Below are 13,838 nucleotides of genomic sequence, written 5' to 3' on the forward strand. Positions count from 1 at the left end.
CTCATCTCCGGCCGGCTGCGGGCGGAAAAGACCCGCGCCGTGGCGAGAACGATCGCCTTCGGGGCGAGGTTCGCAGTTTAGCACGTTAAAACTCTTCGCTCGGCGGATGCTCACGGGGCCCGGACGGCCGGCAGCACGACGTCGTCCTCGGCCGAGTCGGGCATGTTCTCCAGCAGGCCGTCGCACCGCCCACATGGTCGGCGCCGACGAGCGCGCGGATTTCGCCGCCGCAGCGCCGGAAAACGGTCATGACCCCGCGCTCGTTTCCAGTGAACCCGACACTGCGGGGTCGGAACGCACGCTGAAGCGACCGCCCGCCCGCCGACGCCGTGCAACGGTCCGCATGCCCCACGGCCGCTCAGGCGATCCCCGCCTCGGTGAGGAACTCGCTGGGTTCGCCGTACCACGACACGTGCAGGCTGTCGCGGGCGCGTGTGCAGGCGACGAACAGCAGGCAGCGTTCGCTCATCATGTCGGTGGCGTGCTGGATGGAGTCGACTTCTTTCGGTGTGACGGCCTTGGCGAAGGGCAGCGCCCATGAGCACACTCCGGCCACCGCGACGCAGCGGAACTCCAGTCCCTTCAAGGCGTACCAGCTGCCCACCCGCACGCCCGCGGCCTCCGCGCCGGTGGCGGAGCCGAGCCGGACCGCCGCGATGCCGTCCGCCTCCAGGGCCTCCGCGACCTTCTTGGCCGCCGAGTTGAAGCGCACGGTCACGGCGATGTCGGCGGTGTCGATGCCGGCCTCCGTCCACGACCGGACCCGCCGGACGACCGTGGCGATCTCCTCGTCCTGGTCGGTGTCACGCGCTCCAGCGCGTCGGCGTTCCAGATCTCCAGCCCGCGGGTCACCGGGTTGGCGGCGGCGTCGAGTTTGCGCGCCCAGGCGTAGGCGTCGTCGTGCGGCAGCACCTTCAGCAGGACGAGGGTGCCGCCGCCCTCGGGGGCGTAGACCACGCCGCGGAAGTTGTCGTCGACTTTGAACGTGCGTACGTGCGGGTTGCGCGCCGTCTGGGGCGGTTTGAAGTTCAACCCTTGTCCGCCTTCAGCTGGGAGGGCGTGAGCCGGGGGAACTTGTCCATCGCCGCGCGCACCCGCTTGCGGATGTGCTTGGGCAGTGCGTCGTAGTCGCCGCCCGTGAAGAAGCTTTTGGCGAACGCCAGTTGGGGCACGGGGGTGCTCGCTTTCAGCGGCCGGGGCATGGGCCGGGCAGGGGTACGCAGGGGCAGGGACAGGGCGTCATGGCGCGCCGCCCTGCAGCTCGATCCATTCGGAGTTCTCGAACGCGGCCGTGTGGGGCTCGACCTCCTCGGGCGCCTCGATCTCGGGGAAATCGTCGGCCACCATCCAGTCGCCGTCACGCACGTCCGCCACCCAGACACACCGGGCTTTCGGAGTGACGAGGAATTCGGTGCGCCGGGATATCCCGTCGTAGGCGGAGATCTCCGCCAGCACCGCGACGTCGATCCTGCGCGCGTCGACCCGCTCGTAGACCGCGGCCAGCGGGACGGCCGACATCGAGGCCTGCGTCGGGAGCTCTTCGAACGTCATGCCGAAGCCGTACGACTCCAAATCGAGGCCGATATTGCCGCGCATGCCTTCGGTCAGCTCTTGAATGTCCTTGTTCCGCATCTCGTTCATGTAGAGCTGACCGACGCGTGCCTTGACCGCCGGATCGAGGGTTGTGTAGTTGCTGACGAAGGCGGCGAGGGCGGAGACCACCCCCTCGGGCGTGCGAGCGAACTTGACCGGGTAGCGCCCGTCGACGTGGCTGTCCCCCCCGGACAGCTGGATCGGTCCCCCGCTGGCGGGCGGCGGCGACGAGGGCGACGCTGACGGCGCGGGCGAGGCGGAAGGCCGACTCGCCGCACCGCCGGCCGCCCCCGAACCCAGGGAATAGCCGACCGATATCGCCAGTGCCAGGGCCAAGACCGCCACCAGGACGACAAGGACGGTGACCAGTCGGCGGCTGCGCTGCGCGGTGATCTCGTGGGGGGGGTGGACACCGGCGGCCTCTTCCTACCTCGTGTCGTATTCGGGGGTCCGCGGCGTCGGCCGCCGCGGTGTACGGCCGGGCCCCTCAGCCGCTCGCGCGGCGGATGCGATCGAGGAGCTCCGCGGCCTCGCCGGCCATGGGGGCGTCGGGTCCGTTCTCGGCCGTGAGGTCGGGGCGGATGAGCTTGACCGCGATCTCCCGGTCGAGAACGGTGTCGTAACCCCGCCACACCTGCCCCATCCCGCCGGTGCTGATGGGCGAGGTGAGTTCGTAGCGCTCCCCGACGCGGGTCGGCTGCTCTCGGGGCGGCTCCGTCGGCAACGTGCCCGATCCTCTCCGTTCACGGCGGGACGAACGCCCGCCGGTGGCGTGCTTGCTGGCGCGGGATCTTCGGGTCTATTCGGTCGTATTGGGCTGGACGTTGCGGCGATCCTACGGGGGAACGTGCGCGGGCGTGGAAGCGTGACGCCAGGCTTGTGAATAACTCACAGAGGGGTTGCGGGAACGGCCGGGATGCTCAAGAGACACGGCCCCCTCGGAAGGCGAGGAGGCCGTGGGGACAGGGGGATCACCGTGTGAGGCGGGGAGTCGGAGTCAGAGTCGACGTTCCTTGAGGTCCTTGAGGAAGGAAGACCACTCGGAGGCGGGGAAGGCGAGATGGCCGCGGTCACGGTTCTGGGTGTCGCGGACGGCTGCCCCGTACGCGGTGTCCGCTACCTCGACGCAGTTCCCGCCGGTGTCGTTGCTGTAGCTGGACTTGCGCCAGGTCACGGCCATCTCGACGCACTCGCCACCCGATGCGTTGCTGTAGCTGGACTTGCGCCACACACCATCCAAGCCATCCATATCTGTCATAAGAACTCACCCCTTACTGCCTCGATCAGCTTGCGAGACTCTCTCGGCGGGAGGGCCACCCCACGGATGTCGCCCAAGAGCCGAACGTACTGTGCGACATCTTCAAGACTCTCAACAGGTGCCCCGGACAGCGGTGTCTCCATGTAGAGAATCTCGGCTCCGCCGACAGTCAGGAGAGTAAACGCCCCGCTCAACCCCGGGTTGTTCTCCGTCGCCTGCGGTACCACCTGAAGGGTCACACGAGAACTCTCTGAAGCTTGAAGCAGTCGCTCCAGTTGCGGCTTCATCACCGTGGGGCCTCCGACAGGGCGCCGGATCACCGTCTCATCCAATACGCCCAGTAGCAGGGGCATATTCCCGTCTGTAAAAGCCGCTTGCCGCGCCATCCGACCATAGACGAGCTCGTCGATTGCCGAGTCTGAGTCCATCGGCCGACCATCCCGCAGGATCGTGCGGGCATAGTCCTCGGTCTGCAACAACCCATGAACGAGGAGCGGTTGAAACGACTTGATTTCGGTCGCCTGTTGCTCTAGCGAGGCAACGCCCCGGAACCAGGAAGGCAGGCCGTTGTTCTCGCTCAGGCGCTCCCAGCTTCGGAGGAGCGCACCGCCTGTTGAGAGCACCTGGTCGAATTGTTCTACATGCTCACGCCTTGCCCCCCGTGCTCCACGCTCGATTGCACTGATCATCGCATGCGATACAGCAATCTCCTTGCCGAGCTGGTGCTGCGAAAGCCCAGCTTTCGTCCGTAGACGCTTGAGTTCCCGCCCGAAACGAACCCACCTCTGATTGACGCGTTCAACCATACATCAATGGTACTCAACCACCCTGACACGTGTCTCAAACTTCGTGAACGAGAATCACCGGTTGAGTTGAATCAGTGGAATCCGAGCATCCGTAAAGGGATCGTTGATCGAGAGGCTCGCTGAACGCAGCTCCTCTTCCCGACGAAAGAACGGCCCTGCCAGGTGCTGGTGACACCGGACAGGGCCTCGGCCCCCGACCTGAACAGGACAGGTGAGGACTTGATGCCCAAGATTATCCGCCGACGGCAGTCCGCCCGAATTCGCCCCTATGTGGCGCGACGTGCCGCGCTGCGGACCTGGGAGGTGCGCTGACCATGGACATGTACAGCACCTCCCTCCCCGGCAAGCCCGAGAACGTCGCCGACGCCCGGAACTGGCTGGACGGGCTGCTGCGCTGCCAACCCGCCGGCGACCGCCCCGTCCCCGACGACACTCGCGCCACCGCCGTGCTCCTGCTCTCCGAGCTGGCGACCAACGCGCTCCACCATTCCCGCAGCGGCGACGGCGGCGCATACAACGTGCGGCTGTGCCTGGCCGCCGGAGCCCTGCGGGTGGAGGTCGAGGACGACGGCCCGCTCGGCTGTCAGGTCCCCGAGCAGCGCGCAGCCTCCCCCGACGACGAGTCCGGGCGCGGTCTGGCGCTCGTCGCCGCCTTCGCCGACGCCTGGGGACCCTGCCGCGTGGGGCGCGGCGCCTACTTCCTGCTCTACTGGCAAGACCGCACCGCCCCGCCCCTCCCCCGCCGTCGCCGCGGCCGCTCCTACGCGGACGGCAACCCGTTCGCCCCGCCCCGGCGGGCCGATGGAGGCGACGCGCGGATGTGAGGGCGGCTTCCCGGTCGCCGGTTTCCCACCGAGCGGACGGTGCGGCGTGCGCTCGGCGGGCTCTGCTCCCCGCACAGCGCGGAACTCCCCCTCAGCCGACCGGGAAGCACCCCCGCGCGATCACTCCTCGGCGCCGTGGCGCTTGCGGAGGATGCGGAAGGCCGCGCGGCGCATGCTGCCGGTCAGCGAGCTTCGGAACTCCTCCTCGCCGAAGTAGCGGTCGGTGAACTTGCTGTTCGCCTCCGCTCGCTCCAGCGCTGGGGCGCCAGCACCGTCGACAAGAAGCCCAAGGAGCACACGAACCCGTTGAAAGGGCGGGCGTGCGACGGCCCCCTCAGCAACTACTCGCTCGCGCACAATTACCAGACCGACATCCTGGAGGTCGTCTTCTCCGGGCGGCTGGACGTCGGCGGCGCCTCGGAGCAGACGCGGTTCTCGCTGCTGTACGCCCTGCTGGAAGGGGCGTCCTCGGCGTTGGAGATCAGCCGCGACGACGTCGACGGCACCCTGTACCGCCGCACGGCGGGCACCTCCACGCTGGTGCTGTTCGACACGGTGCCGGGCGGCGCCGGCGGCGCCAAGCGCATCGCCGAAGCGTTCCCCGAGGTGATAGGCGCCGCACACGAGCGCGTCCGCAACTGCGACTGCGGCGCCGAGACCTCCTGCTACAGCTGCCTGCGCACCTATCGCAACCAGTACTTCCACGACCGGCTGCGGCGGGACGCGGCGCTGGAAGCGTTGGACGCGCTGCTGTGAGGCCGCTACTGCGCTGTCACGGACAGACCGATGGTCCTCCGACGGCAGTACCCAGGGCCTGAAGGCGAATCCGCTTCTACGACGGGCGGCGATGGCGGCCGCGGGAGGGATAGCGGCCGTTGCGGCGCAGGATCCACACTGCGACCCCGGTGAAGACGAGGATCGCCCCTCCCGATAGCAGGACGGGTCTGATGCGCGCGGGCACGGCGGGCCGGTCGGACGGCGAGTGCGCAGGGGCCTGCGCCTGTGTGTCGGACATATCCGGTTTCCTTTCGAGTTCGGATCCGCGCGGAGACACGGGAGGACTCGTCTCGTCGGTCCGATGGAATCCGGACCGGCTACGCACACTGACCTCCGCTTATGGTGCACACGCATATGTTCTTACTAATGCACGTGCATAAACCATCGAACCTGGATCCTACCGACACATGACCGCCTACGCCACAAAAACGGTGCTTCCCCTGAAGCGGGATGGCGCTCCCGCGCAGCAACGGATCGCATGAAGCGGAGTCGATCGAGGCCAGGCGTAACCAGGCGCGCCAGGGCGGTCTTACACGCGTCTGCGGAATTCGTCGCCCGCGGCGATCGAGCCGGGCGTGCCCGGGGCCTCTCGCCCCCTCTACCGCCCGCGCAGCGCCAGCCCCTCGAATGCGATCCGGGTGACCGCGTCGGCGATGGCGGCGGTGTCGTGGCGGCCGTTGGGGCGGTACCACTCGACCAGGGAGTTCACCATCCCGAACAGCAGGCGGCTGGTCAGCTCCGGCGGGATGTCGGAGCGCAGCGAGCCCTCGTCGGCCGCGGCGCGGACGAGGTCGGCGAGCTTGGCGTCGATGGCGCGGCGGCGGCGCAGGGCGTCCAGCTCGACGTCGCTGTTGCCGTGCACGCGCAGCAGCAGCGTCACCGCCGGCAAGTGCTCGACCAGGACCGCCACCGACTGGCGCACCGCCGACTCCAGGCGCTCGCGGGCGGTCTCGCGCGCCCCGTTCTCGCTGGCGACAGCGGTGTCGATGACCTCCGACAACCCGTCCAGGGCCTCGTTCAGCGCGGCCTGCAGCAAGTCGGACTTGCTCGGGAAGTGGTGGTAGATGGCCGACTTGGTCAGCCCCAGCTCACCGGCGAGGTCGCCGACGCTGGTGCCGTCGTAGCCGCGGCGGTTGAAGAGGTCGACGGCGCATCGCAGGACCGCCTCCTGGTCGTAGCCGGGCCGCCCGCGGCGCGGCGCCCCGCTGGTCGGCGAAAGGCGTGGCATGGGCCCAGAATCCCATACCGCCGCAGCCGGCGAGAACGCGTCTCCCGCAGCGCCGGGGCCGCGACCTCCGGCTTCGCCGGGGTGGCGGCGCGGACACGCTCGGCGCCGGGGGCGTCCTCGGCTGCCACCCCCGGCGCGCTCGGTCCGCTCAGAACTCCAGGACGAGCCGTCCCCGCACTCCTCCGGCCTCCAGAAGGCGGTGGGCCTCGGCGGCCTGGTCGGCGGGGAAGGTCCGGGCGACGCGCAGACTCAGGGCTCCGTCCTCGGCCTGCGCGCGCAGCCCGTCGAGCTCGGCCTGCGCGCGGTGGTAGTCCACGACGAGGACCGGGTGGACGACCACACCGCGCTTCAGGGTCTCTTCGTCGCCCTGGAAGCCGCGCACGGTGGCGATCCGGCCGCCGTCGCGCACGGCGGGGCCGACCAGCTCGTCCTGCACCGCCCCGTCGGCGAGGGCGTCCACACCGCCCGGTTCGACGTCGAGGATGCGCGCGGCGACGTCGTCGCCGCGCCGCACCACGGTGTCGGCACCCAGGTCGCGGACCAGCTGCTCGTCCTTCTCGGCGGCGTCGGCGATCACCCGCAGCCCTTCGGCCTTGGCCAGCTGCACCATGTAGCCGCCGAACGCCCCGGCCGCGCCGGTGACGGCCAGCGTCGCGCCGGGCTCCAGGGCCATCCGGTCCAGGGCCAGGCGCGCGGTGAGCCCGTTCATCGGCAGGGTCGAGGCGGCGGCGTAGCCGGCCCCGGCCGGGATCCGGGCGGCCGATTCCGCCGGTACCACCAGGTGCTCGCTGTAGGCGCCGTGCGATCCGCTGGGCACCACGACCGCCATGACCGCGTCGCCGACCGCGAGGTCGGTTTCGGTGTGCGGCCCGACTTCGTCGATGTCGCCGGCGGCGTCCATGCCCGGAACGTGCGGCGACCCGGTGTCGCCGCGGCGGGCGGCGTAGACCCCGCTGCGGGCGACGGTGTCGGTCGGGTTGACCGCGGCCGCACGCACGCGCAGGCGCACCTCGCCGGGGCCCGCGTGGCGCTCGTCGACGTCGAACTCCCGCAACGCCTCGGGGGCGCCGAAATCTGCTACTCCGATGACACGCATACGCCCGCTCCTACCCGCAGGGGCCGCGCCCGATACGGCGAGCGACGACACGCCGCCCGCGCTCGGGGCCGCCGCGACGGTGTGCGGGACCGGGTCCCGGCGCGCGGCGGCGCCGCATCAGGCGTTCATGAACTCCTCGTAGGCTTCGAGCACCTCTTCGGTGGGCCCGTCCATGACCAGGCTGCCGGTTTCCAGCCACAGGACCCGGTCGCAGGTGTCGCGGATGGACTTGTTGCTGTGGCTGACGAGGAAGACGGTGCCGGCCTCGCCCCGCAGTTCGCGGATGCGCTCCTCGGAGCGCCGCCGGAACTTGCGGTCGCCGGTGGCCAGCGCCTCGTCGATCATCAGCACGTCGTGGTTCTTGGCCGAGGCGATGGCGAAGCGCAGCCGGGCGGCCATGCCCGAGGAGTAGGCGCGCATCGGCAGCGAGCTGAAGTCGCCCTTCTCGTTGATGCCGGAGAAGTCGATGATCGCCGCGCGCTTGGCGTAGGCCTCCTGCGGGGTCATGCCCATCGCCAGGCAGCCGAGGATGACGTTGCGCTCGCCGCTGAGGTCGTTCATCAGTGCCGCGTTGACGCCCAGAAGCGAGGGCTGGCCGTCGGTGTAGACGCGGCCGGCCTCGGGCGGCATCAGCCCGGCGATGGCGCGCAGGATGGTGGACTTGCCGGAACCGTTGGAGCCGATCACGCCGATGGCCTCGCCCCGGTAGGCGGTGAAGCTCACGCCCTTGATGGCGTGCACTTTGCGGCCGCCCTTCGTGTCCGGCGCGGCCGGTTTTCCGGTCAGGCGGCGCAGCGCCCGCGAGGCGCGTCCGCCGCCGCGCCGCTCCCCCCGGCCGGTGTCCTGCCGCTCTTGAGCGGACTCCTGCTGCTCTTGGGCGGCGGCCTGCTCGCGCCGGGCGGCCTTGCCTTTGCCGCCCTTTCCGGGGCCGGCGCCGGCGCGCAGCCGGTAGACGACGTGCAGGTTGTCCACGATGACCGTGGGCGTCCGGTCCTGCGCCGCCTCGGCCTGCCCGCTCCGCTCGGCCGCGTGACCGGCCTGTTGGGCCTGTCGGTCCTGTTGGGCCTGTCGGTCCTGTTGGGCCTGTCGGTCCTGTTGGGCCTGTCGGTCCTGTTGGGCCTGTTCGGACACGTCAGTCACGACCGTACTCCTCTTCCGCCCGGTAGAAGTAGACGAACCCCGCGACCAGCGAGAGCAGCGCCCAGCCCAGGGCGAGCATCCAGACGTGGTCCGGCAGGTACTCGGTACCGAAGTTCTCGGTGTTCATCAGCGCGAATCGCATGAGGTCGATGTAGACGGCGGCCGGCTGCATGTCGAGCAGGTGCAGCGCCCAAGCGGGCGCGTTCGCCGCCCGGTCCTCCACCAAGTAGAGCACACCCGACCCGTACATCCAGGCGCGCAGCACGAACGGCAGCCACTGCGCGGCGTCGCTCGATTTACTGCCCAGCCGGGCCGCCCACAGGGCCAGCCCCGTGTTGAACATCAGCTGCAGCGCCAGGACGGGGAAGATCAGCAGCCATTCCCAGTCGGGGTAGTTCGCCCGCGCCATGACGATCACCATCAGCACCACCATGGAGATCATGATCTGGCGGAACTTCATGCTGACCTGGGTGAGGGGCAGCACCGCACGGGGGAAGTGCAGCGCACGGATCAGCCCGCGCTCGCTGGAGATGGACTTCACGCCGCTGGTGACCGTGTCGCGGGTGAACGTGAACACGAAGACCCCGGTCACCAGGAAGGAGATGAAGTCCGCCACGCCCCGGCTGGTGCCGAGCAGCAGGCCGAAGATCACGTAGTAGACGGCGGCGTTCAGCAGCGGGGTGAGGACGAACCAGAACCCGCCGAGCCGGGCCTGGGTGTACTTGGTGGTGGAGCGGGCCTTGGCGAATTCGGCGATGAAGTACCGGTGCCGCCACAGGCGGCGGATGTACTCGATCACGCCAGGTCGGGCGCCGGTGACCGACAGCCCGTACTGGGACGCCAGTTCCGCGGCGCCGGGATCCGGCCGATCCCTGGTGACTCCGTCTAGTGCCACGCGTCTGCTCACTTCGGGTTGCTCTATAGGACTGAAGGATGGCTCCGTGCCCCCGGCCGGCGCTCACCTGCGAAACCACGTCGGAACGAAACCGTTTCGTCGCCCGAATAGCGTAGATCGAACCGGGACAGAACGCAACCGTTTCGTCCTGCGTTAAGATGGCCGTGTGGCCGATGCGGAGAAACCCCGGAGCGAGCGCCGAGCGCCCGCGGGAGCGGCTGTTCTGCAGAAGGATGTCACGCTTGCGATCCAGGCGGCCGTACTGACCGAACTGGCCAAGCACGGTTACGGCCGACTCTCCATCGAGGCCGTGGCCAGGCGGGCGGGCGTCGGCAAGACGGCGGTCTACCGCCGTTGGTCGTCCAAGTTGCAAATGGTCGTCGAGGTCGTCTCGGCGGCCGCGGTGAAGGTGATGCCGGTGCCCGACACCGGCACGCTGAGCGGCGACATCCGCGAGTTGCTCGATGCGGGAGCCGAGGCGATGCGCCACCCGCTGGCATCGCAGATCGTACCCGACCTTCTGGCCGAAGCCGCTCGCAACCCCGACATAGCCGAAACCCTGGAGAACACCCTGCGCGAGACGCAGCAGGGGCTCAGCGCGGTGATGATCAAGAACGCGGTGGAGCGCGGCGACCTACCGCCCGACACCGACGTCGAACTCGCCCTGGACATGGTTTTCGGTCCGCTGTATTGGCGCGTGGCCGTGACCCGCAGGCCGGTTTCCGACAGCTACCTCGACCGCCTCGCCGAGGGCGCCACCGCCGCGCTGATCGGCGCCCACACGCCCGAGGAGCGCCCGGCCGGCTGAGGCTCCCGCAGCGCGGGAGGCCGAACGCGGAACGGCCGCCGCCCCGGGCGCGCCTCGGCCGTCAACGTGGCGGGTCCGGCGACTCCGGCGGTTCCTCCGCGTGCGCCCGCCGCTTCAGGCCGGTGCGCCGCGGCGCACCGGCGTCGAGGCCGATCCGGTGGAGTCCGACGGCGAGACCGGCCACGTGTCCTGGACACCCGCCGCAGGCGCGACTGCGGACGGAACGTGTCCATTGACACACCGGAATCCGCACTGCCACGATTCCGCTACAGCTGGGAGCGCTCCCATGCATCGATCGCGCAGAGCCGGACACCACCGCCGGACACCATCCCCCGTCCCCGTCCTCTCCCCGTGCCCATCCCCCAACGTGAGGACTCCCATGAGCCCATCCTCGTCCCGCAGCAGATTCGCCGCGGGAGCGGTCACCGCCGCCTCCGCACTCGCCCTGTCCATGCTGGCCGGCGCGCCCACCGCCCACGCCGCCGAACTCGTCACCAACGGCGGCTTCGACAACGGCACCACCGGCTGGTGGAACACCGAGAACGCCCCCGCCGACGCCGCCGACGGCCGACTGTGCGCCGACGTCGAAGGCGGCACCACCGACGCCTGGGAAGCGATCGTCGGCCAGGACGACATCGCCCTCACCTCGGGCGAGTCCTACGAGTTCACCTTCACCGCGAGCGCGAGCACCGACACCACGGTCCGCGCGCTGATCCAGGAGCCCGAAGAGCCCTACACGGCGTTCTTGACCGAGAACCCCACTCTGACCTCTGAAGACCAGACCTTCACCCACACCTTCACCGCCGACTCCACACTGGAGGACGCCCAGCTCGTCTTCCAGCTCGGCGGCGAGGCCGAGGCCTGGACGCTGTGCCTGGACGACGTCTCGCTGCAGGACGGCGCCGAACCGCCCGTCTACGAGCCCGACACCGGCCCTGCGGTCAAGGTGAACCAGGTCGGCTACCTGCCCGACGGCCCCAAGAACGCCACGGTGGTCACCGACGCCGCGTCGGCCCAGCCCTGGACGCTCGCCGACGCCGCCGGCGAGGAGGTCGCCCAGGGCCAGACGTCGCCCCAGGGCACCGAGCAGAGCTCGGGCGAGGACGTCCACACCGTCGACTTCAGCGACTACACCGGCGAGGGCACCGGGTACACGCTCACCGTCGGCGACTCCACCAGCCACCCGTTCGACATCTCCGGCAGCGCCTACAAGAACCTGCGCACCGACGCGCTGCAGCTGTACTACGCCCAGCGCAGCGGCATCGAGATCGACGACTCCCTGATGCCCGGCTACGGCCGCGACGCCGGCCACGTCGGCACCGAGCCCAACCAGGGCGACCTCAGCGTGCCGTGCGACCCCGACTACCCCTGCGACTACGAGCTGGACGTGTCCGGCGGCTGGTACGACGCCGGCGACCACGGCAAGTACGTCGTCAACGGCGGTATCTCCGCCGCCCAGGTCATGAGCGTCTGGGAACGCACCACCTACGCCGACTCCGCCAGCCCCGACAAGCTCGGCGACGGTTCGCTGTCGATCCCCGAGCAGGGCAACGACGTCCCCGACGTGCTCGACGAAGCGCGTTGGGAGATGGAGTTCCTGATGAGCATGCAGGTGCCCGAGGGCCAGGAGCGCGCGGGCATGGCGCACCACAAGATGCACGACGAGGAGTGGACCGGCCTTCCGCTGATGCCGGCCGACGACCCGCAGCCGCGCTACCTGCAGCCGCCCTCCACCGCGGCCACGCTCAACCTCGCCGCCACCGGCGCCCAGTGCGCCCGCGTGTTCGAGTCCTACGACGCCGACTTCGCCGCCCAGTGCCTGGAGACCGCCGAGAAGGCGTGGCAGGCCGCCCAGGACAACCCCGACGTCATCGCCCCCTCCGACAACGGCGTGGGCGGCGGCGCCTACGGCGACGACGACGTCTCCGACGAGTTCTACTGGGCCGCGGCCGAACTGTTCGTCACCACCGGCGAGCAGAACTACGAAGACGCGGTGACCGGTCACGACCTGCACACCGAGGACGTCTTCACCGCCGGCGGCCTCTCCTGGGGCGCGGTGGCGCCGCTGGGCCGTATGAACCTGGCCCTGGTGCCCAACGACCTCGGCGACCGCGACCGCGTCGTCGACTCGGTGGTGGCCGGCGCCGACCAGTACCTGGACACCCTCGACGACCACGCCTTCGGGCTGCCCTACGCTCCCCCGGACAACGTGTTCGTGTGGGGCTCCAACAGCCAGGTGCTCAACAACATGGTCGTCATGGCCGCCGCCCACGACCTGACCGGCGACGGCGCCTACCGCGACGGCGTTCTGGAAGGCATGGACTACATCCTGGGCCGCAACGCCCTGGGCCAGTCCTACGTCACCGGATACGGCGAGCAGTCCTCCCAGAACCAGCACAGCCGCTGGTACGCCGACCAGCTCGACGCCGATCTGCCCAACCCGCCCGACGGCACCGTCTCGGGCGGCCCCAACTCCCAGACCAGCAGTTGGGACCCGGTCGCGGAGGACAACCTGGAGGGCTGCGCTCCCCAGTTCTGCTACATCGACGACATCGAGTCGTGGGCGACCAACGAACTCACCGTCAACTGGAACGCACCGCTGGCGATCGTGTCCTCGTTCGTCGCCGACCAGACCGGTGACGGCGAACCGCCGGCCGAGGACGAGACCGCTCCCACGGCACCGGGCCAGCCCGAGGTCTCGGCGGTCACCGCTTCTCAGGCCGAGCTGACCTGGGAGTCCTCCACCGACGAGGGCGGCAGCGGCGTCGACGCCTACGACGTCTACCAGGGCTCCGGCGACTCCGCCGAGAAGGTCGGCCAGGCCAGTGGCACCTCGTTCACCCTGACCGGGCTGGAGCCCGAGACCGAGTACACCGTCCAGGTCGTCGCCCGCGACGGTGCCGGAAACGAGTCCGACCCCGGCCCGAGCGCCGCGTTCACCACCGAGGCGGATGACACCGGCGGCGGTGGCGACGCCGCCTGCGAGGTCGACTACAGCACCAGCGGCTGGAACGGCGGGTTCACCGCCTCGGTGACCGTCACCAACACCGGCGACACCGAGATCGACGATTGGGAACTGGCCTTCGAGTTCGGTGCGGACCAGGAGATCAGCCACGGCTGGAACGCCGAGTGGGCCCAGGACGGCAGCTCCGTGACGGCCTCGGGCCTGTCGTGGAACTCCGGTATCGCTCCGGGGTCCTCGGTCGACGCCGGGTTCAACGCCGACGCCCCGGGCTCCAACCCCGCCCCGGAGGAGTTCACCGTCAACGGCGAGACCTGCGCCTGACGGGACGCGGCGGGTGACGCCGCTCAGAACCGGGCCGGCCACCGCGCACGCGCGGTGGCCGGCCGCTTGAGCGGGGGCGCCCTGTCGGGCCGGCGGCGGGAACCGCGAGGCACCGCGGCGGGGGGGG

General features: G+C 70.0%; 17 protein-coding genes. 4 read left to right on the plus strand and 13 right to left on the minus strand.

What is annotated here, in order from left to right; translation table 11 throughout:
- Positions 1-358: 358 nt before the first annotated feature.
- From HNR25_RS26740 to HNR25_RS03940, 7 genes are all read right to left on the minus strand, one after another.
- Positions 359-718: a 3'-5' exonuclease gene (locus HNR25_RS26740; RefSeq protein WP_312862346.1), complete on the minus strand. Its 360-nt coding sequence runs from the start codon at positions 716-718 to the stop codon at positions 359-361.
- Positions 715-1,032 carry a hypothetical protein gene (locus tag HNR25_RS25640; protein WP_246463515.1) on the minus strand — a complete coding sequence of 106 codons (318 nt, stop codon included), beginning with the start codon at positions 1,030-1,032 and terminating at the stop codon, positions 715-717. The genes HNR25_RS26740 and HNR25_RS25640 overlap by 4 nt, the downstream gene beginning before the upstream one ends.
- Complete coding sequence (locus HNR25_RS03920) at positions 1,029-1,172, minus strand: hypothetical protein (protein ID WP_221457428.1); 144 nt, start codon at positions 1,170-1,172, stop codon at positions 1,029-1,031. The genes HNR25_RS25640 and HNR25_RS03920 overlap by 4 nt, the downstream gene beginning before the upstream one ends.
- Before the next feature lie 67 nt (positions 1,173-1,239).
- Positions 1,240-1,929 carry a hypothetical protein gene (locus HNR25_RS03925; RefSeq protein ID WP_184633362.1) on the minus strand — a complete coding sequence of 230 codons (690 nt, stop codon included), beginning with the start codon at positions 1,927-1,929 and terminating at the stop codon, positions 1,240-1,242.
- 151 nt (positions 1,930-2,080) lie between these two features.
- Positions 2,081-2,317 (minus strand): hypothetical protein, encoded by a 237-nt coding sequence (locus HNR25_RS03930; RefSeq protein WP_184639729.1) that lies wholly within the window; start codon positions 2,315-2,317, stop codon positions 2,081-2,083.
- Positions 2,318-2,590: 273 nt separating this feature from the next.
- Positions 2,591-2,851, minus strand: coding sequence for a DUF397 domain-containing protein (locus HNR25_RS03935; protein ID WP_221457429.1), 261 nt, complete (start codon positions 2,849-2,851; stop codon positions 2,591-2,593).
- Entirely contained in the window at positions 2,848-3,657 is an 810-nt protein-coding gene (locus HNR25_RS03940) for a helix-turn-helix domain-containing protein (RefSeq protein WP_184633363.1), read from the minus strand. Before HNR25_RS03940 ends, HNR25_RS03935 begins: the two co-directional genes overlap by 4 nt.
- A gap of 314 nt (positions 3,658-3,971) precedes the next feature.
- Between HNR25_RS03940 and HNR25_RS03945 the strand changes: the two genes are divergently transcribed.
- Positions 3,972-4,481 carry an ATP-binding protein gene (locus tag HNR25_RS03945; protein WP_184633364.1) on the plus strand — a complete coding sequence of 170 codons (510 nt, stop codon included), beginning with the start codon at positions 3,972-3,974 and terminating at the stop codon, positions 4,479-4,481.
- A 120-nt stretch (positions 4,482-4,601) separates the two neighbouring features.
- On the opposite strand, the gene HNR25_RS25285 is transcribed toward HNR25_RS03945, so the two are convergent.
- The gene (locus HNR25_RS25285) at positions 4,602-4,778 is read right to left on the minus strand and encodes a hypothetical protein (RefSeq protein ID WP_221457430.1); all 177 of its coding nucleotides are present in this window, start codon (positions 4,776-4,778) and stop codon (positions 4,602-4,604) included.
- A 9-nt stretch (positions 4,779-4,787) separates the two neighbouring features.
- Between HNR25_RS25285 and HNR25_RS25290 the strand changes: the two genes are divergently transcribed.
- Positions 4,788-5,237: an MrfA Zn-binding domain-containing protein gene (locus HNR25_RS25290; protein WP_221457431.1), complete on the plus strand. Its 450-nt coding sequence runs from the start codon at positions 4,788-4,790 to the stop codon at positions 5,235-5,237.
- A gap of 76 nt (positions 5,238-5,313) precedes the next feature.
- Here HNR25_RS25290 and HNR25_RS03955 read toward each other — a convergent pair whose 3' ends face one another.
- From HNR25_RS03955 to HNR25_RS03975, 5 genes are all read right to left on the minus strand, one after another.
- Positions 5,314-5,496: a hypothetical protein gene (locus HNR25_RS03955; protein ID WP_184633366.1), complete on the minus strand. Its 183-nt coding sequence runs from the start codon at positions 5,494-5,496 to the stop codon at positions 5,314-5,316.
- A 360-nt stretch (positions 5,497-5,856) separates the two neighbouring features.
- Positions 5,857-6,486 carry a TetR/AcrR family transcriptional regulator gene (locus HNR25_RS03960; protein ID WP_184633367.1) on the minus strand — a complete coding sequence of 210 codons (630 nt, stop codon included), beginning with the start codon at positions 6,484-6,486 and terminating at the stop codon, positions 5,857-5,859.
- A gap of 148 nt (positions 6,487-6,634) precedes the next feature.
- Positions 6,635-7,582 carry an NADP-dependent oxidoreductase gene (locus HNR25_RS03965; protein ID WP_184633368.1) on the minus strand — a complete coding sequence of 316 codons (948 nt, stop codon included), beginning with the start codon at positions 7,580-7,582 and terminating at the stop codon, positions 6,635-6,637.
- Between the two features lie 117 nt (positions 7,583-7,699).
- Positions 7,700-8,722 (minus strand): ABC transporter ATP-binding protein, encoded by a 1,023-nt coding sequence (locus tag HNR25_RS03970; RefSeq protein WP_312862347.1) that lies wholly within the window; start codon positions 8,720-8,722, stop codon positions 7,700-7,702.
- Positions 8,715-9,617 carry an ABC transporter permease gene (locus tag HNR25_RS03975; RefSeq protein ID WP_312862348.1) on the minus strand — a complete coding sequence of 301 codons (903 nt, stop codon included), beginning with the start codon at positions 9,615-9,617 and terminating at the stop codon, positions 8,715-8,717. Before HNR25_RS03975 ends, HNR25_RS03970 begins: the two co-directional genes overlap by 8 nt.
- Before the next feature lie 166 nt (positions 9,618-9,783).
- On the opposite strand from HNR25_RS03975, the gene HNR25_RS03980 reads away from it, so the two are divergent.
- Together HNR25_RS03980 and HNR25_RS03985 are read left to right on the plus strand one after the other, a co-directional pair.
- The gene (locus tag HNR25_RS03980) at positions 9,784-10,425 is read left to right on the plus strand and encodes a TetR/AcrR family transcriptional regulator (RefSeq protein ID WP_184633370.1); all 642 of its coding nucleotides are present in this window, start codon (positions 9,784-9,786) and stop codon (positions 10,423-10,425) included.
- Positions 10,426-10,804: 379 nt separating this feature from the next.
- The gene (locus HNR25_RS03985) at positions 10,805-13,711 is read left to right on the plus strand and encodes a glycoside hydrolase family 9 protein (protein ID WP_184633371.1); all 2,907 of its coding nucleotides are present in this window, start codon (positions 10,805-10,807) and stop codon (positions 13,709-13,711) included.
- The last annotated feature ends 127 nt before the right edge of the window (positions 13,712-13,838 follow it).

It is taken from the genome of Streptomonospora salina, assembly GCF_014204715.1.
GTDB classification, from domain to species: domain Bacteria; phylum Actinomycetota; class Actinomycetes; order Streptosporangiales; family Streptosporangiaceae; genus Streptomonospora; species Streptomonospora salina.